The sequence below is a fragment of the Pseudomonas sp. Marseille-Q7302 genome (assembly GCF_965111925.1).
Window position 1 is genome coordinate 3,799,868 of the sequence record NZ_CBCOPK010000001.1, and the last position, 16,137, is coordinate 3,816,004.

The 16,137-nt window shown below is 65.0% G+C and carries 18 protein-coding genes; 10 read left to right on the forward strand and 8 right to left on the reverse strand.

Going from position 1 to position 16,137, the window contains the following annotated elements; all coding sequences use genetic code 11:
* Positions 1-118 precede the first annotated feature (118 nt).
* Both cra and ACWPW1_RS17700 read left to right on the forward strand, forming a co-directional pair.
* Positions 119-1,111: a catabolite repressor/activator gene (cra, locus tag ACWPW1_RS17695; RefSeq protein WP_454253574.1), complete on the forward strand. Its 993-nt coding sequence runs from the start codon at positions 119-121 to the stop codon at positions 1,109-1,111.
* Positions 1,108-1,905 (forward strand): TatD family hydrolase, encoded by a 798-nt coding sequence (locus tag ACWPW1_RS17700; protein WP_059315941.1) that lies wholly within the window; start codon positions 1,108-1,110, stop codon positions 1,903-1,905. Before cra ends, ACWPW1_RS17700 begins: the two co-directional genes overlap by 4 nt.
* Here the strand turns inward: ACWPW1_RS17700 and ampD are convergent.
* Positions 1,902-2,462, reverse strand: coding sequence for a 1,6-anhydro-N-acetylmuramyl-L-alanine amidase AmpD (gene ampD, locus ACWPW1_RS17705; protein ID WP_059315942.1), 561 nt, complete (start codon positions 2,460-2,462; stop codon positions 1,902-1,904). The two genes, ACWPW1_RS17700 and ampD, sit on opposite strands and share 4 nt — an antisense overlap.
* Positions 2,462-2,938 carry an FAD/FMN-containing dehydrogenase gene (locus tag ACWPW1_RS17710; RefSeq protein ID WP_313648063.1) on the reverse strand — a complete coding sequence of 159 codons (477 nt, stop codon included), beginning with the start codon at positions 2,936-2,938 and terminating at the stop codon, positions 2,462-2,464. Before ACWPW1_RS17710 ends, ampD begins: the two co-directional genes overlap by 1 nt.
* An 84-nt stretch (positions 2,939-3,022) precedes the next feature.
* On the opposite strand from ACWPW1_RS17710, the gene ACWPW1_RS17715 reads away from it, so the two are divergent.
* Positions 3,023-3,502: an MOSC domain-containing protein gene (locus tag ACWPW1_RS17715; RefSeq protein WP_068383365.1), complete on the forward strand. Its 480-nt coding sequence runs from the start codon at positions 3,023-3,025 to the stop codon at positions 3,500-3,502.
* A gap of 256 nt (positions 3,503-3,758) precedes the next feature.
* Positions 3,759-5,051: an NAD(P)/FAD-dependent oxidoreductase gene (locus tag ACWPW1_RS17720; protein WP_313648064.1), complete on the forward strand. Its 1,293-nt coding sequence runs from the start codon at positions 3,759-3,761 to the stop codon at positions 5,049-5,051.
* Between the two features lie 62 nt (positions 5,052-5,113).
* Here ACWPW1_RS17720 and ACWPW1_RS17725 read toward each other — a convergent pair whose 3' ends face one another.
* Positions 5,114-7,306, reverse strand: a complete 2,193-nt coding sequence (locus ACWPW1_RS17725; protein WP_434774887.1) for a DUF1631 domain-containing protein — start codon at positions 7,304-7,306, stop codon at positions 5,114-5,116.
* A 285-nt stretch (positions 7,307-7,591) separates the two neighbouring features.
* Here ACWPW1_RS17725 and nadC point away from each other — a divergent pair, with 285 nt between their 5' ends.
* Positions 7,592-8,440 carry a carboxylating nicotinate-nucleotide diphosphorylase gene (gene nadC, locus ACWPW1_RS17730; RefSeq protein ID WP_454253575.1) on the forward strand — a complete coding sequence of 283 codons (849 nt, stop codon included), beginning with the start codon at positions 7,592-7,594 and terminating at the stop codon, positions 8,438-8,440.
* A gap of 118 nt (positions 8,441-8,558) precedes the next feature.
* Positions 8,559-8,780: a hypothetical protein gene (locus ACWPW1_RS17735; RefSeq protein ID WP_454253576.1), complete on the forward strand. Its 222-nt coding sequence runs from the start codon at positions 8,559-8,561 to the stop codon at positions 8,778-8,780.
* Here the strand turns inward: ACWPW1_RS17735 and ACWPW1_RS17740 are convergent.
* Positions 8,768-9,010 (reverse strand): hypothetical protein, encoded by a 243-nt coding sequence (locus ACWPW1_RS17740; protein ID WP_454253577.1) that lies wholly within the window; start codon positions 9,008-9,010, stop codon positions 8,768-8,770. The genes ACWPW1_RS17735 and ACWPW1_RS17740 overlap by 13 nt on opposite strands.
* Positions 8,982-9,833, reverse strand: a complete 852-nt coding sequence (gene purU, locus ACWPW1_RS17745; RefSeq protein ID WP_059315948.1) for a formyltetrahydrofolate deformylase — start codon at positions 9,831-9,833, stop codon at positions 8,982-8,984. The genes ACWPW1_RS17740 and purU overlap by 29 nt, the downstream gene beginning before the upstream one ends.
* A gap of 298 nt (positions 9,834-10,131) precedes the next feature.
* On the opposite strand from purU, the gene mvaT reads away from it, so the two are divergent.
* Positions 10,132-10,515, forward strand: a complete 384-nt coding sequence (gene mvaT, locus ACWPW1_RS17750) for a histone-like nucleoid-structuring protein MvaT (protein WP_059315949.1) — start codon at positions 10,132-10,134, stop codon at positions 10,513-10,515.
* 255 nt (positions 10,516-10,770) lie between these two features.
* Here mvaT and sbcB read toward each other — a convergent pair whose 3' ends face one another.
* A complete protein-coding gene (gene sbcB / locus ACWPW1_RS17755) occupies positions 10,771-12,225 on the reverse strand; it encodes an exodeoxyribonuclease I (protein WP_454253578.1) in 1,455 nt (484 codons plus the stop codon).
* 106 nt (positions 12,226-12,331) lie between these two features.
* Here sbcB and ACWPW1_RS17760 point away from each other — a divergent pair, with 106 nt between their 5' ends.
* Genes ACWPW1_RS17760 through ACWPW1_RS17770 form a run of 3 tightly spaced genes read left to right on the forward strand, consistent with a single transcriptional unit; the run spans position 12,332 to position 15,335 of the window.
* Positions 12,332-13,534 (forward strand): DUF4350 domain-containing protein, encoded by a 1,203-nt coding sequence (locus tag ACWPW1_RS17760; RefSeq protein WP_454253579.1) that lies wholly within the window; start codon positions 12,332-12,334, stop codon positions 13,532-13,534.
* Entirely contained in the window at positions 13,531-14,526 is a 996-nt protein-coding gene (locus tag ACWPW1_RS17765; protein WP_454253580.1) for an AAA family ATPase, read from the forward strand. The genes ACWPW1_RS17760 and ACWPW1_RS17765 overlap by 4 nt, the downstream gene beginning before the upstream one ends.
* Positions 14,523-15,335, forward strand: a complete 813-nt coding sequence (locus ACWPW1_RS17770) for a hypothetical protein (RefSeq protein WP_454253581.1) — start codon at positions 14,523-14,525, stop codon at positions 15,333-15,335. The genes ACWPW1_RS17765 and ACWPW1_RS17770 overlap by 4 nt, the downstream gene beginning before the upstream one ends.
* Here the strand turns inward: ACWPW1_RS17770 and ACWPW1_RS17775 are convergent.
* Together ACWPW1_RS17775 and ACWPW1_RS17780 are read right to left on the reverse strand one after the other, a co-directional pair.
* Positions 15,320-15,682, reverse strand: a complete 363-nt coding sequence (locus tag ACWPW1_RS17775; protein WP_059316936.1) for a PilZ domain-containing protein — start codon at positions 15,680-15,682, stop codon at positions 15,320-15,322. The genes ACWPW1_RS17770 and ACWPW1_RS17775 overlap by 16 nt on opposite strands.
* Before the next feature lie 56 nt (positions 15,683-15,738).
* On the reverse strand, positions 15,739-16,125 hold the full coding sequence (locus ACWPW1_RS17780; RefSeq protein ID WP_059315953.1) for a tetratricopeptide repeat protein: 387 nt from the start codon (positions 16,123-16,125) through the stop codon (positions 15,739-15,741).
* Positions 16,126-16,137 lie beyond the last annotated feature (12 nt).

A 16,137-nucleotide genomic window follows, 5' to 3' on the forward strand; every position in this document is an offset into this window, starting at 1 on the left:
ACCCAATGGGACTGGAACGTTACTCGATAATCGCCGATCCTTGAAGCACAACACACAATAAAGACCGTCTCGTTCATGGCGTACAGCACAGGCGATTCAGGTCCGATGAGGAACAGGCGTGAAACTTAGCGACATCGCCCAATTGGCCGGCGTATCCCTTACCACCGCCAGCTATGTCATCAATGGCAAGGCAGCGCAAAGGCGCATCAGCGCCGCGACCGTGGCGCGAGTCATGGCCGTGGTCGAGGCCCACGGCTATCAGCCTGATCAACGCGCTGCCGGCCTGCGCCGCGGGGCGACCCACACCCTGGGCTTTCTGCTGCCCGACCTGGAAAACCCAAGCTACGCCCGTCTGGCCAAACAGCTGGAGCGACGTGCGCGAGCGCGTGGCTATCAGTTGCTGATCGCCTGCACCGACGACAATCCCGACAGCGAACGCCAGCTCATCGCGCTGTTTCGCGCCCGTCGCTGCGATGGCCTGTTCACCGCCAGTAGCCTGGCCGAGGACGACGCGCCCTACCGACAGCTGCAGGAACACAACATCCCGATCATCGCCATCGATCGCCAGCTCGATCCCGCGCAGTTCTGCTCGGTGGTCAGCGACGACCACACCGCCGGCCGCCAGCTGGCGGCCACCCTGCTGACCCCGGACACCCACAGCATCGCCCTGATCGGCGCCCGCCCGGACCTGGTCATCAGCCGCGAGCGCGCCGCCGGTTTCGCCGCCGCCCTTGCCGATCACCCGGCGCGCCACTGGGAGCGTCATGCCCCTCACTACAGCCGCGACGGCGGCCGCGCTCAGGCCCAGGCGATGATCGAGGAACTCGGCCACTGGCCCGAAGCCCTGCTGGCCACCTCCTATGTGCTGCTGCAAGGCGTGCTGGACGTGCTGCGCGATCATCCGCTGGCCGAGGGCAACACCTTGCGCCTGGCGACCTTTGGCGACACCCAGTTGCTCGACTACCTGCCGTTCAAGGTCAACGCCATCTCCCAGCAACACGAGGTCATCACCGAGCGGGCCTTGGAGCTGATGCTGGACGCCCTGGAAAACGACCACTACCTGCCCGGTGTCCAAGCCATTCCAAGGGTTCTCAAACGCCGCCTGTCATGAGCCTGCTGATCGACACCCACAACCACCTGGACTACCCGGGCTTCGACGCCGAGCGGCCCGCGCTGCTGGCCGAATGCGCGCGAATCGGCGTGGTGCGCCAGGTACTGATCGGTGTCGAGCGCAGCCAGTGGCCGCAACTCTGGAGGGTTGCAACAGCCCATGACGGCCTCTATGCGGCCCCAGGCCTGCATCCGCTATACCTGCACCGCCATCAGGAGGCCGATATCGAGGCGCTCAGGACCTTCTGCCTGGACCATCGGCCAGATCCCCGCCTCTGCGCAATCGGCGAGATCGGTCTGGACTATTTCATCGAGACACCGGACAAGCCGCGCCAGGCCTGGTTCTTCGAGCAGCAGGTGCGCCTGGCCATGGAGCTGGAGTTGCCGGTGCTGCTGCACGTGCGCCGCGCCCATGCCGATGTGGTCAAGATTCTGAAACGCCTCAAGCCGCCACGCGCCGGCATTGCCCATGCCTTTTCCGGCAGCTACGAAGAAGCCCGTGAATACCTGCGCCTGGGTTTCAAGATCGGCCTGGGTGGCGCCCCCACCTGGCCCCAGGCCAGACGGCTGCAGCGCGTGCTACCGCAGCTGCCACTGGATGGCATCGTGCTGGAAACGGACGCGCCCGATATGCCGCCGGCCATGCACCCGGACGTGCGCAACAGTCCAACCCATCTGCCAGCCATCTGCGCCGCCCTGGCGCCGCTGTGGCAGGTCTCTGCCGAGACCCTGGCCGCCGCCACCACGCGCAATGCCTGCGCGGTGTTCGGCTGGGAGGCAGACCCGCCGGCCTAATCCTCGCCAGGCTGCAACTCGGCCTCCAGGCGCTGCCAGTCGAAGGCTGGCCCCGGATCGGTCTTGCGCCCCGGCGCAATGTCGCTGTGGCCCTGGATACGCTCGGCGGTGATCGCCGGATAGGTCCGCTGCAACGCCCTCGTCAACCGCCCCAGGGCACGGTACTGAGCATCGGTGTAGGCCAGCTCATCGGTGCCTTCCAGTTCGATGCCGAGGGAAAAGTCATTGCAATTCTCACGACCGTCGAAGCAGGACACCCCGGCGTGCCAGGCCCGCTGTTCGCAGGACACGAACTGGGTCACCACCCCGTCGCGCTCGATGAGAAAGTGGGCAGCCACCTTCAGCTCGGCGATTTCCGCGAAGAAGGGATGGGCCGAGTGATCCAGGCAGTTCTGGAAGAAGGCCTGGACGCAACCGGTGCCGAACTGCCCGGGCGGCAAGCTGATGTTGTGGATCACCAGCAGGGACACTTCCGTCCCGGGCGGTCGTTCGTTATGGTTGGGCGAAGGGCAGAGTCGCGCCTCGCGATACCAGCCATCGACGAACACCCTGTCCATCAGCGCGCCTTGGCCTTGAGCGCGTCGCGCAGGGCATTGGCGTCGCTGAATTCGCGCTGGCTGACGAAGCGGCCATGGTCGAGGGTCACCCAGAGTACCTTGTCGGCATCCCCCGGGAAGCGTGGCACGACGCGCGATTCGCGATCGAGCAGCACCCGGTAGCCGTACTTGCGCATGGCCGGCACGGCGAACATCCGGGTGATGGCAGTCGGCATGCTGCTGATGTCGGCGATATAGGCCACCCGGGTGCCGTCGATATAGTTCGCGGGCTGGTCGCGCATGGCTTCCTTTACCAGCCCGGAGCCACTCATGCTGCGGGCGACCAGCAACACCTGCAGCTGATCGTCGAAGGTATAGGGCTGATCCCGCTGGTCGAGCAGGGTGAAGGGCGAGACACGTTCGCCCGGCTCGAGCGCCAGCGCGGACAGCGGCAGCAACAGACACGACAGCAACAACGCCAGAACTCTTGCGCGCATGGCATCCTCTCTTGAGCGATCTATCAGGGCCGCTATCCTGCCCTACCGCTCAGGCTGGCACCACCCATCGCATCGAGGAGCCCCATGATTCCGCTCAAAGAACTGCTCGCTCAGGTTCCCCAGTCCGGCGAGGTGCGCTGGATCGGTGTGCGACCCGCCTCGCGCGCGCCCATGGTCGAGATCGAGGCCGTGGAGGCGCGCCGGGATGCGGGTCTTACCGGCGATCATGCCCGACCTACCCCACGCAACCAGCGCCAGGTCACCCTCATTCAATGGGAGCATCTACCGGTGGTCGCGGCCCTGATCGGCACGCCCGTGGCGCCGGCCGATCTCAGACGCAACCTGGCCATTGCCGGAATCAATCTCTTCAGCCTGAAGAATCGCCGCTTCCGTATCGGCCAGGCGGTGCTGGAAACCACTGGCTGGTGCCAGCCCTGCGCGCGCCTGGAAGAACGCCTGGGCGCAGGTACCTTCCAGGCCATGCGGGGTCATGGCGGACTCACCGCCCGGGTGCTGGAGAGCGGCATCATCCGCCTGGGTGATCGAGTACAGGTGCTGGATTGACCCCAGTTTCCCTAGGGTCGAATGGCCGGGCCAGCCCGGTTAAACTAGCGCTACCTCTCGTCGCCGCGGACATCGCCACCTGGGTAGATGCAGGCTGTTTCCCTTGAAAACCACCAGTTCTCGCCCATCTTCCTCTTCAGATACCACGATCCCCATACGGCGCGACGACCCCTGATTTCGTCCGGCCCGGGACTGCGCCCGCTTGCGGCGACGCGCCCGGACCGGCCAAGGCTTTCCTTCTCCAAGAGTGCTCTCCATGACCCATCGTATCGTTATCGTCGGCGGCGGCGCCGGCGGCCTGGAACTGGCTACCCGCCTGGGCCGCAGCCTGGGCAAGCGCAACCAGGCGCAGATCGTGCTGATCGACGCCAACGCCACCCACCTGTGGAAACCCCTGCTGCACGAGGTGGCCGCCGGCTCGCTCAACTCCACCGAGGACGAGCTGAGCTACGTTGCCCAGGCCAAGTGGAACCACTTCGACTTCCAGCTCGGGCGCATGACCGGCCTGGATCGCGAGCGCCGCAAGGTGCAGCTGGCGGCGATCGAGGACGACGGCGCCATCCTGGTCCCGGAGCGGGAGATCGGCTATGACTCCCTGGTGCTGGCCATCGGCAGTACCACCAACGATTTCGGCACCCCGGGCGCTGCGGAAAACTGCATCTTCCTCGACACCCGTGCCCAGGCCGAACGCTTCCACCGCAAGCTCCTGACCCACTACCTGCGCGCCCACGTCAGCGAGCAGCCGGGTGAATTCATCGAGGTGGCCATCGTCGGTGCCGGTGCCACCGGCGTGGAGCTGGCCGCCGAACTGCGCAATGCCGCCGAAGAGCTGCAGGCCTATGGCATGGACCGCATCCGCCCCGAAGACCTGCGCATCACCCTGGTCGAGGCTGGCCCGCGCATCCTGCCGGCCCTGCCGGAGCGCCTCGCCGGCCAGGCGCAGCGGACGCTGGAAAAACTCGGTGTCCGGGTGCTGACCAGTTCGGCGGTCAAGGAAGTCCGGGCCGACGGCCTGCAGACCGCTGGCGAATTCGTCCCGGCCAGTCTCAAGGTCTGGGCCGCCGGTATCCGCGCACCGGCCTTTCTCAAGGACCTGGCTGGCCTCGAGACCAATCGCATCAACCAGCTGGTGGTGAATTCGACGTTGCAGACCACTCGCGATCCCGATGTCTTCGCCCTTGGCGACTGCGCGGCCTGCCCCCTCACCCCGGGCGACACCCGTACCGTACCGCCCCGCGCCCAGTCCGCCCACCAGCAGGCCTCGCTGCTGGTCAAGACCTTCAAGGCGCGCCTGGAAGGCAAGCCGTTGCCCGACTATGTCTACAAGGACTACGGCTCGCTGATCTCGCTGTCGCGCTTCAGCGCGGTAGGCAATCTCATGGGTGGCGCCCTCGGCAGCCTGACCCTGGAAGGCTGGCTGGCGCGGACCTTCTATGTCTCGCTCTACCGGATGCACCAGGTCGCTCTCTATGGCCCGCTGCGGGCCCTGGCGCTGTTTGCCGGCGATCACCTGAGACGCAAGACCGAGCCACGCCTGAAGCTGCACTGAGCCCCTGACTCAGGCATAAAAAAAGCCGTCCTTGGGACGGCTTTTTTCATTCCACAACGGTTTCAGGACGGCGACTGACCACGCAGGTTGCCGATCACCGAGGTCATGGCGCGATCAAACAGCAGGGCATCGTCGAGCAGCCGTACCCGGCCTTCCTGGTAATCCAGCGCCAGTTCCTCGCGAGTGCGATCCAGGACCTTCATGCCGGTGCGATTGACGAACACCAGCCGCCCCATGGGGCGAATGACCGCGGCCAGCTTGCAGCGCAACTTCTGCTCGACGTCGAGGATTTCCAGCCAGGCGCCAACCGACAGGTTATCCACCCACTCCAGGGACTCGGCGGTCAGGCCTGCGATCCGTTCGCCTGCCCGCGGCAGCTCGAAGGGTTCGTCGGCAGGGACCGGCGTCGGCGCGGCCGCCACCACATCCGGAGTCGCCGACGCTTCCGCCAGCTCGGGGCGCGTCTGCTGAAAGGTCTGTACGTGCAGGGACTCGAGCTCGGTGAAGAATTCAGAGGTGGAGAAGGGATCGAAAGCCGCGCTGGCCAGGCCTTCGCGCAAGGCCTTGAGCAGACCGGGCACCATTTCCAGCAGCCGCTGCCGTGAGGCCACGTCGTGGTGCGGCTGGATGCTCCAGATCAGATCGTCCATGGTCTTCAGGGCCGCGCGCCATTCGCTGGAGTCGTAGCCCTGCTTCAGGCAGGTCAGCAACAGCACCTGGCTCCAGGCCTCGCGCAACACGCGCTGCACGGCGCCTGGCAACTGATGCTCCTGCAGGCGCTGACTCAGCACGTGCTCCACCTGCAACCGGGCGATCTCGGCACGGGCCCGGCCTTCCTCGGCGTCACGGGTGCGCTGTTCCAGCAGCTCGCTACGGCGCTGTTCATCGCTGACATAGGCCATGAAGTCGGCCAGCAATTCGGCAAAGATTTCCGGATCGTCGACGAAGTCGCTCAACAGGCGCTGCACGATCTGCTCGATCTTCTGATAGAGACCGTCGCGCTGCAGATCGCTTTGTTCACCCCAGCCCAGGGAGGCCGCGGCGATCTCGTTGAGCAGGCGGCGCGCCGGATGGCTGCCACGGCTGAAAAAGGTCTTGTCGAGGACCGCCACCTTGAGCATGGGAATCTGCAGACGGGCGATCAGGGCCTTGAGCGAGTCCGGCAGGGTGAGGTCATCGAGAATGAATTCGAACAGCATCGCCACCAGATTGATGACGTCTTCGTCGACCTGCCCCACCACGCGCTTTCGACCCGAGCGCTCGCTGATGCGGCCCAGCGCCACGCCCAACTGCGCCTTCAGGTCGTAACCGTCCAGGGACTGGCTGGAGATCTGCTGTTGCAGGTGCGACAGCAGACGCATGAGGTCGTAGCTGGTGATGACCTGGCCATCGCCGGTCGCGGCGCCCTCGTCGCTGGCCCTTCCGCCACCCAGGGTGGCACTACCCGGGGATCGCAACTGGGCCAGCAGGCCCTGCAGGGTGCCGAAGAGCTCCTGACCATCGTCTTCGCTGTTGACGTGGGCCGGCGTGCGCCCGCTGTACCCCTTGGACGAGCGGCCCGGTACCTGCTGGGGAATGGCCTTGAGCTGGGGCAGTACCCCGGCATCGACCAGTTGCCGATTGGATTCCGCGTACAGCTGACCAAGGCCATTGAGCACGAAGCGCTCGAACAGCTTGTAGATGATCAACTTGACCTTGATGTCGGTATCGAGATCGCGGCAGGCCTCGACGAAGGCCTCGCACAGGCGGCGCGGCCCCAGGGGATGAGTCGCGTCATCCAGCTTGCTGGACAGCTGAGTGTTGAATCTGATGGTCAGGTGACTGATGGCCATGGCGTTGTTGCTGAGCGCCTTGGCCACCATGGTGTCCACCGCCACGCTCTCTTCCAGGGCGTCGTTCTGCACCAGACTCAGGTCTTCGTAGGAGACGCTGTCCAGACGCATCTCCGGCTTGCTGCCAACGAGGTTGTTCAGCGCGGCGAAGCGTTCGAAATATTGCTGGAGAAAGCTGCGCTCGATGCTCTTGCGTCTCAGACGCAGATCACGCATCGCTTCGAAGTAGAGGCTTTGTTCCTGGTTGCTGCCGGCCCGATCGGCCATTTCGAAGAGGGCATCGTCGGCATTGTCGAACAGCTGCTGCAAAGAGGTGTTGAGTCGCTGAGCGGCGCGATCCCTGACCGGTAAAAGCACAGCAGGCAATCGGGAAGAAGATTCCCCGAGCGCCTTGAAATGAACCACATTTACGTCGTTCTGCACCACCGCCTCCCACAACCGTCCTTGCGTTCGGCTGAATCGCGTTCCACTACAGGAGCATTGAACAACGTTGGCCGCCCTGGCCGCGAGGTGAAACGTTGTCGATGTGCCATTATTTGCTCTGCAACGGCATCGACCAATCGGCATCTGCGCAGTACATGACCGGGTTCACAAGGCACCTGTCAGCCAGCGCCTGCCCTTCGAATGATTCAACGTTGTCTATCTCAGATCGTCAACCTCCCCTAAAGTTGCCCGTCCGCTTCCTGCAGCCCCTATCGGAGTCCCTCAATGTCCAGCGCTACCCTGTCCGATCTTGCCCAGGTCATCACTGAAAACGTCGCCGCAGCCCTGCGCGAAGACGTTGGCAGCGGCGATCTCACGGCGGGCCTGATTCCCGCCCAGCAGCACGCCCGGGCGCGCGTCATCACCCGAGAAGCGGCGGTCGTGGCAGGCAGCGCCTGGGTCGACGAGGTGTTCCGCGTCCTGGATCCGCAGGTAACCGTCAGCTGGCAGGTGGCGGATGGTGACCGGGTCGCCCCTGACCAGGTGCTGTTCGAACTCCAGGGGCCGGCGCGGGCCCTGCTCACCGGCGAGCGCAGCGCCCTCAACTTCCTGCAGCTGCTGTCCGGCACCGCCACCCGCTGCCGGCACTATGCCGACCTGGTACAGGACACGGCCGTACGCCTGCTGGATACTCGCAAGACCCTGCCTGGCCTACGCCGCGCCCAGAAGTACGCGGTCACCTGCGGCGGCTGCTACAACCACCGGATCGGACTGTTCGACGCCTTCCTGATCAAGGAAAACCACATCGCCGCCTGTGGCGGCATCGCCCAGGCCGTGGCCACCGCTCGCCACTTGGCACCGGGGCGCCCGGTGGAGGTCGAGGTGGAGAATCTGCAGGAACTGGAACAGGCCCTGGCCGCGGGTGCGGACATCGTCATGCTGGACGAACTGAGCCTGGCCGACATGCGCACGGCGGTGGCCCTGACCGCCGGCCGGGCCAAGCTGGAGGCCTCCGGGGGCGTCAACGAAGACACCCTGCTCGGCATCGCCCAGACCGGCGTCGACTACATTTCCATCGGCACCCTGACCAAGGACGTCAAGGCGATCGATCTGTCGATGCGGATCCTCGCGTGAGCGGGATAGGCAAAGGGCGTCGCGGCGGCTAGACTCCGCAGCCGCGCCAAGCGCGCACCGGCTTCGAGCGTTCCTCGCGACCGCTCGCCCCTCGCGATACTCGAACAAGATCGAACCCGTGACCAAAGATCAACTGCGCGCTGAACTGGAACGCCAGGCCCAGCGCTATCAAGATGTCTACGGTGGCGAAATCGTCACCTACGCCGCTCAGCCCAAACCCGATCGCAAACCCTGGAAGAAGCGTCCTACCGTGCAGGACGAGGTATTCGCCTCGGAAGTGCGCAAGATCGCCGACCACAAGGCCAAGACCGCTACCGAGGCGACCGCTCAGGACGACTGAGCGGAGCCGTTGGAATGCGCGTCATCTGGCGCTGCATCCGCGTGGCCTGCCGACGCCTGTAGCTGACGCCAGAGCGCGGCCGCTGCGCTGAAGTCCGCGCCGTCCTCGTCCGTCATGGCCTGCAGGTCATAGCGGGCGAGGCAGCCTTCGCCCAGGCGCGGCGGCGGCTCCGCAGTGCCGGGCGCCGCCTGGAGATCGCGGTCAGTCGAAGATGACGGTCTTGTTGCCATGGACCATGACCCGCTCTTGCAGGTGGTATCTCAGCCCGCGCGACAGCACCATCTTCTCGACGTCCTTGCCCAGCCGCACCATGTCCTCGACATTGTCTCTGTGGCTGACACGCTCCACGTCCTGCTCGATGATCGGGCCGGCATCCAGCTCTTCGGTCACATAGTGGCAGGTGGCGCCGATCAGCTTCACGCCCCGCAGCGCGGCCTGGTGATAGGGCTTGGCGCCGACGAAGGACGGCAGGAAGCTGTGGTGGATGTTGATTACCTGATGGGCGTAGCGGGCGCAGAGATCGGGCGGCAGGATCTGCATGTAGCGCGCCAGCACCACGGTATCCGCCTGGTGCAGATCGATCAGCCGCGAGACCTCGTCGAAGGCCGGCTGCTTGTTGGCGGGATCGACCGGCACATGGAAGAAGGGGATGCCGTGCCATTCGACCATGCTGCGCAGGGTGTCGTGGTTGGAGATGACGCAGGGAATCTCGCAATCCAGCTCGCCGCTGTGCCAGCGGTGCAGCAGGTCCGCCAGGCAGTGGGATTCGCGGCTGGCCATGAGCACCACGCGCTTGCGCTGGGCCGAGTCGGTGATCCGCCACTGCATGGAGAACTCTCGCGCGATGGGCGCGAAGGCCTGGCGAAAACCTGCCAGATCGAAGGGCAGTGAATCGGCGCGGATCTCATGGCGCATGAAGAACCAGCCACTCTCCGTATCCGAATGATGACTCGCTTCGGTAATCCAGCCGTTATAGGTCGCCAGGAAGTTGCTGACCTTGGCCACGATACCTACCCCGTCCGGACAGGCGATCACCAGACGAAACGTTTGCATAGCACAACCTCGAGCGAAAAGGGGCTGCATTCTAGGCGCAGTCGCTGGCAGCGTCGAGCGGCGCCGGGCTTCGCACACAGGCCCCAGGAGACCAGTGGATAATCGAAAGCGGCCAGTCGTCACCTGACAAGTTCCATGGATATTCCGTTTAAAGTTGCAGGCGACTTGGCAAATCCATTAATGCCGCACTCAAATGACTAATGAACGCCTATATCCAAGACCGTTTACTTATCCCGATAGCCAATCTATGATTGCTGCAGACTTTCACCTCTGCATCATTTCAGAACAAAGGCCGTTTATGTCACTCATCAATGAATACCGCCAGACCGAAGAAGCCATCAAGGAACTGCAGGAGCGCCTGAAGTCGCTGCAACAGGATGACAAACTGCAACGCGAACTGGAGTTCGAAAAGAAACTGCGTTCGCTGATGGGTGAGTATCAGAAGTCCCTGCGCGACATCATCGGCATTCTCGACACCGAAGCCAAACCCGCGCGTCAGGCTCGCACCAACAAGGCCAGCAACACTGCCACCCCCAAGCGTGCGCGCAAAGTTAAGCAGTACAAGAATCCGCATAATGGCGAAGTGATCGAAACCAAGGGCGGCAATCACAAGACCTTGAAAGAGTGGAAGGCCAAGTGGGGCTCCGACGACGTCGAGTCCTGGGCTACCCTGCTGGATTGATCGGAGAACGCCGGCTTGCCGGCGTTTTTCTTGCCTTCTTACCAGCGCTACGGCCAGTGCAGGGCCTCAGGCGCCAGCAATACCTGCTCCTACCCTGCGCACGTTCAGCAACCTGCTCAAACCTCCACCTACTCGTGCCCATTCCCTAGTCTGCCAGGGTGGCGAGCAGGATTAGGCAGATCACCTCATCGGTTTGCCGATCCAAGCCCTTTCTTTATCCGTACTTCTCTTGATCGGTGACAAAGCGCCGCGACTTTAGGTCGCAGTGGTAACGTCGTTATCCAGTTGCTGAATCAGGCTGCGCACATGAGCGGACCAGGCATCGAGAATGGGTAGCACATCGATGGACACTTCAAGACGCAATTGTTCGCTCAAGGCAAGGAATTGACTACAGGTCATATGTCCTTGTCCGGCTTCGCTCAGCAATCGCTGCCGACAGAATTGCCGCCAGCGTATCCCCTCTTCCGCCGTCAGCAATTCAGGAAAGTTACGTGCGCGGTAGCGAAAGAACAGTTCCGGATGACGCTCATCCTGAAAGGCCCAGGTTCGAGCGCCAAGTTGCTCGGCGGAACAATGACGAACTTGATCGCAGAGTTGCCGCTCCTCAGCCGCGATGAAACCGTCATACAGTCTTAGCTCAGCGTCCTGTTCCTGCTCGGAAAAGCCGGATGGTTCGCTATAGATCGCCTGCACCTTGGGCTGCCAATTCGCACGCTGCTCGAGAATCCGGCGAACGGTGCGCCAGACGGCGGCCAGATCGAACTGCAGGCGTTCCGTGTCCGCAGGACGCAATACGCTGAAGGGCGCCAAGATCGGGCACTTGTTGATCTGCACCAGCTTGAGGGGGACCGGCAGTTCGCCTTCGGCGAGGGCATCGCGCCGGGTGTAGAGGCGCTGGCGCAGACTATCGGCATCGAGGTCGAACAGCGGATCCGGCGCTGCGCCGAGATCACAGACGATCAACGCGTTGCGGTTGACCGGATGCCAGGCCAGCGGCAGGACGGGAGCAAGAAAGTGACGCTCGGCGCTGAAGCGACCGGAGACATGCAGCAAGGGCTCGAGCAGGCGAATGCGTGCGAGTGCCGCCTTCTTCTGGCGCTGCGTCCAGAGATAGTCATAGAGCCGCGGCTGGCGCTGCCTGACCAGCCGTGCCAGGGCGAGGGTCGCACGGACATCGGCCAGGGCGTCGTGCGCCTGGCTGTGCTCGATGCCGTTGGCCAGGGTCAACCGGTCGAGGCGCAGGGACAGCCGCTGGTTTTCCTCGGGCCAGGTGAGGCCCTCCGGGCGAAAGGCATAGACTGCCCGGATCAAGCCCAACACATCCCAGCGACTGTTACCCTGCTGCCACTCACGGGCATAGGGATCGTGGAAGTTGCGGTACAGGCTGTGCCGCACCATTTCGTCATCGAAGCGCAGGTTGTTGTAGCCAACGGTGCAGGTGCGCGGGCGGCTGACTTCGTCATGGAGACGCTGCACGAAATCTCGCTCGCGCAGCCCCAGGCGCTGCAGGGTAGCCGGCAGGATACCGGTGACCAGGCAGGCCGAGGGATGCGGGAGGACATCCGGGCTCAGCTGGCAATGCAGATTGAGCGGCTCGCCAATTTCATTGAGTTCAAGATCGGTACGAACCCCGGCGACCTGCAACGGACGATCCCGCCGCGGATCGATCCCCGTGGTCTCGAAGTCGTACCAGAAGATACTGTCAGTCACACCGCCCTCCTCTGGAATGGCCGCAGTCTAGCATCGCCAAGCGTCTTGCTCCCGATCGCCCGCACCCGCTAGGCTCTGGACTTATCCCCCTGTATTGCCACCACCCATGCGTTCAGTCGATCGGCTCTCCCTTCGCGCCAGATGCCGATTCATCGGTCTCCGCCTGAGCGCCGCGCTCTGGGCGCTGATGCTGTCCGCTGCCTGCCTCGCCCAACAGGCGCCCCTGTCCTGCCCGCTACCGCCACAGGCCGACAGCGGACCGGCCAGCCTGCGACTCACCCATCAGGCAGTCGACAGCCGCGCCGCCCGCCAACTCGCCACCCAGCTCGCCGCAGCGAACGCGACCGATGCCGACCCGCTGTCCCTGGCGGCGGCCTATCTAAGCCACTTCGGTAGCCTGGTCCGGCGCAGCCGTCCCGAGCAGCTCGCCGAACTCCCAATGAGCGGGGGCGTGCGACTCTGGCTGGCCGGCAATCCACCGCTGTCGGAACAGGATGCCGAAAGGCTGCTGGACTGGGTCGCGTCGGGCGGGCGGCTGGTGGCCATCGCCGATGACAGCACCCTCGCGCTGACGGCGACCCTGGGCGTGCGCCCCATGCCGACCCGGGAACTGAGCGGCGCCGCCCAGCCGATCATGGCGCTGCCACTCTGGCCCAATCTGACCCAGCTCTACCTGGCCCAGGACGATGCCCCTGCCTACCTGGGCTTCGACGACAGTCGTCATCTGTTCGATGTCGGCGATCAGGCGGTGGCCTGGGCGAGCAGCGCCAGCGCCACCCATCTGCTGCTGCTGCCCTGGGGCGACGGCAGCGTCACCCTGCTGTCGGATACCGAGCTCTGGAGCAACGCCCGGCTCCCTCAGTACGACAATGCCTGGTTGCTGTGGTACCTGACCCAAGGCGCGCCGGTGACCCTCGTTGCCCCGGCACCGCCCGTCCCCCTCTGGCTCGAAGTCCTGCAACGCGGCGGCCTGGCAGTCGTGCTACTGGTTCTGGCGCTGGCCTTCTGGCGGCGGCGTGAGCCCCGCCCTGCAGGGCGCGGGGCTGAGCGCGGGTCGGAGCTGATCAGCGCCCTGCAACGCGACATCCAGCGCGAGGTACAACGCCGCCGTCCGGAACTCGCCGACCAGGGGGTGGCCGAGCGCTGGCAATATCTCGCCCGCCTGAGCGGCCTGAGCACCCGGGTAGTGGGCGAAGCGATGCGTCCCAGCCCTCCGCGCCTATCCGGTCGAGACTTCACCCGCCGTGTCGCTCAGTTGCGCCACCTGCGCCTGGCCGTGCGTCCCACTGTTCTTGAGGAATCCCGATGACCGACACCTCCCCTTCCGACGCTGCCCCGGCGGACGCCGGCGAAACAGGCGTCAAGGCCCGCGCCCTGACCCGCCTGCAGGCCCTGCGCCAGGCCCTGCTCAAGGTGCTGCCACAGCAGGATGCCGCCGTGGACGGTTTGCTCGCCACCCTGCTGGCCGGCGGTCATCTGCTGCTGGAAGGCCCGACCGGGGCCGGTAAGACCCTGCTGGCCCGGGCCCTGGCTGCCAGCCTGGAGGCCGGCTTCGCCCGATTGCATTGTCATCCCGCACAGACTCCGGCCGACGTGGCGGGCGAAATCGTCATGGACAGTGGCAGCGACAGCGCCCGTCTGCGCCGCGGACCGCTGTTCAACTCCCTGGTGCTGATCGAGGACCTGCACCGCGCGCCGGCCCCGGTCCTCACTCTGCTGGACGATGCCCTGCAGGGCCGCCAGCTGAGCCTGGAAGGCCGCCAGGTGCCTCTGCCCACGCCCTTCATGGTGATTGCCACCCGCGCGCCGGGCAGCGACCTGCCCCTGGCAATACGCGATCGCTTCCTGGTGCAACTGCGCCTGGAGTGGCCGGCCGAGCCTCAGGAGCTCGCCGCCTTGCGCCAGGCCGTACAACTGGGCCACGCCGATCCCTTGGAGGCGGCCGCCCTGCGCCCTCTGCTGCAAGCACGGGACTTGCCAGCCCTGCAGCGCCTGGTAGCAGCTCTGCCGATAGCGGAGCCGGTGCTGGAGCATGCCTTGCGTCTGGTGCGCCTCACCCGGGAATGGCCAGCCTTCGAGCAAGGCGCCGGACCGCGGGCGGCGCAAGCACTGCTGCGTCTCGCCCAGGCCCAGGCCTTCCTGCGGGGCGGCGACAGCGTCGCCGCCGAGGATGTACGTACGCTGCTGCCCGCCGTGCTGCGGCCACGCCTGCGGCTGACGCCGGAGCGAGAATTCGAAGGTGACAGCCTCGACGGCCAGATCCTCAAATTGCTGGGACAGTGTCCGGCGCCGCGTCCATGATCGCGCGTCACCGCCTCCCGCTGGCGCTGGCCAGCCTGGCACTGATCAGCCTGATCCTCGGTCTGGTCGCGCCCCCCTTGTGGCAGGGACTGCCCGCGGCAGGCGCGGGATTGCTCCTGGCCGTTGCCTTGCTGGAGCGCCTGCGCCCGCGCTGGCGAGGGCTAGGCCTCTGGCAACGTCCGCCGGCATGTCCTAGCCTGACCCAGGCACGGCGCCGCTCGAACACCACCCTGCACCTGCTGATCGCGAATCAGGCCCCGCACGGACAGACCGCCTGGCAAAGCGACCGCGACCAGGCCCTGGGCTTCTGGCAGAGTCTCGCGGCCAGTGGCAACGAGGTGCGCCTCTACGGCTTCGATCCCGAATTGCGCCTGGTCGCGGCGGCTACGCCAACCCGCGCACTGGACTCATCTGTCACCCTCGACCCTGCCTCGGGCCCGGCAGGCGATCTCAAGGCAGCACTGGCACGACTCTGCAGCCAGGCGCGAGCAGGCAGTATCCTGGTGGTGGTGGCACCACTGGAAGAAAGCGCGGTGGACTGGCTTGCCCGGCTGGATCTGCAGCGACGCGGCCTGGCGCTCTGGCTGGTCGGCACCTCGCTGCGGCAAGTGGCGGAGCCCGGCGAGATTCGCGATTGGCGTAGCGCCTGGCGCTATGCCGAGGCCTGGCAGGCGCAGATCCGCAGTGAGCGACTGGCCGCGCGGCTAGGTAGACGAGGGATCCGCTGGTTAGCAGCCAGCGAGACGGCGGATCTGCACATCCGCCTGCTGCGACTCTGGGAAGACGACAGCCTTCAGATCGCCGACTGAGACAGGCGGCCGAAGGTGAAATAGTGCTGCAGCACGCCGATCAGCTCGGCGAATTCGGCCGGCGGCTCGGCGACGCTGAAGCCGGAATCGTAGTTGCCCGGAGTCACGTCTTCGTTGCTCCACTGGCAGCGAGCGTCGAAATCGACGAAGTGCAGCTGCCCATCCTGGCCTGGAATCTTCAGCCGAAGTTCGAAACTCGCGTTCACCAGCATGGGCAGCTGACTGATCATCAGGAGCCCTTCCCGGGAGATGTTGCCGATGTAGCCCATGGGCTTGTCGGTGAAACGGTTGAACACCTTCAGGTAGTAGGGCAACTGATGGCGTTCGATACGACGATTCTGAGTCATGGTGCGATTCATCCTGCACACGGTAAAGCCACTTTACCGACAACGTCCTGGAAAGCTCAGCGCTGCGGTAGGTTTCGCACCGGTTGGGGCGTCGCAACGGCCGTTCCGCCATCTAGCCCCATTTGGCGCAGGGTGTCCAGTCGGGCCTGGGCCCGAAAGGCGTATTCACTGGCCGGATAGCGGGCCTGGATGAAACGATAGGTCTGGGCGGCGTCGCCGTACAGCTGCTGCTGCTCCAGGCACTGACCACGCAGCATGGACATCTCCGGCTGCAGCCAGGGCCGCGCCCGCCCCTTGCGCTCGGCCTGGGAGATCTGCAGCAGAGCGTTGGTGCAGTCGCCTTCGGCATAGGATTTGTAGGCGGCATCGAGATAGGAATTCATCGAAACGCTGGTACAGCCGGTGAGGCCGAGCAGCAGGAACAGGCAGAGATAAGGGCGCATGGAAAGTCCTCC

What these genes read in the sequence shown, in the direction of transcription:
- ACWPW1_RS17700 (WP_059315941.1), top strand. Translation starts at nt 1,108, where the DNA reads ATGAGCCTGCTGATCGACACCCACAACCACCTGGACTACCCGGGCTTC.
- ampD (WP_059315942.1), bottom strand. Translation starts at nt 2,462, where the DNA reads ATGGACAGGGTGTTCGTCGATGGCTGGTATCGCGAGGCGCGACTCTGC.
- ACWPW1_RS17710 (WP_313648063.1), bottom strand. Translation starts at nt 2,938, where the DNA reads ATGCGCGCAAGAGTTCTGGCGTTGTTGCTGTCGTGTCTGTTGCTGCCG.
- ACWPW1_RS17715 (WP_068383365.1), top strand. Translation starts at nt 3,023, where the DNA reads ATGATTCCGCTCAAAGAACTGCTCGCTCAGGTTCCCCAGTCCGGCGAG.
- ACWPW1_RS17720 (WP_313648064.1), top strand. Translation starts at nt 3,759, where the DNA reads ATGACCCATCGTATCGTTATCGTCGGCGGCGGCGCCGGCGGCCTGGAA.
- nadC (WP_454253575.1), top strand. Translation starts at nt 7,592, where the DNA reads ATGTCCAGCGCTACCCTGTCCGATCTTGCCCAGGTCATCACTGAAAAC.
- ACWPW1_RS17740 (WP_454253577.1), bottom strand. Translation starts at nt 9,010, where the DNA reads ATGGCAACAAGACCGTCATCTTCGACTGACCGCGATCTCCAGGCGGCG.
- purU (WP_059315948.1), bottom strand. Translation starts at nt 9,833, where the DNA reads ATGCAAACGTTTCGTCTGGTGATCGCCTGTCCGGACGGGGTAGGTATC.
- mvaT (WP_059315949.1), top strand. Translation starts at nt 10,132, where the DNA reads ATGTCACTCATCAATGAATACCGCCAGACCGAAGAAGCCATCAAGGAA.
- ACWPW1_RS17760 (WP_454253579.1), top strand. Translation starts at nt 12,332, where the DNA reads ATGCGTTCAGTCGATCGGCTCTCCCTTCGCGCCAGATGCCGATTCATC.
- ACWPW1_RS17765 (WP_454253580.1), top strand. Translation starts at nt 13,531, where the DNA reads ATGACCGACACCTCCCCTTCCGACGCTGCCCCGGCGGACGCCGGCGAA.
- ACWPW1_RS17770 (WP_454253581.1), top strand. Translation starts at nt 14,523, where the DNA reads ATGATCGCGCGTCACCGCCTCCCGCTGGCGCTGGCCAGCCTGGCACTG.
- ACWPW1_RS17775 (WP_059316936.1), bottom strand. Translation starts at nt 15,682, where the DNA reads ATGACTCAGAATCGTCGTATCGAACGCCATCAGTTGCCCTACTACCTG.
- ACWPW1_RS17780 (WP_059315953.1), bottom strand. Translation starts at nt 16,125, where the DNA reads ATGCGCCCTTATCTCTGCCTGTTCCTGCTGCTCGGCCTCACCGGCTGT.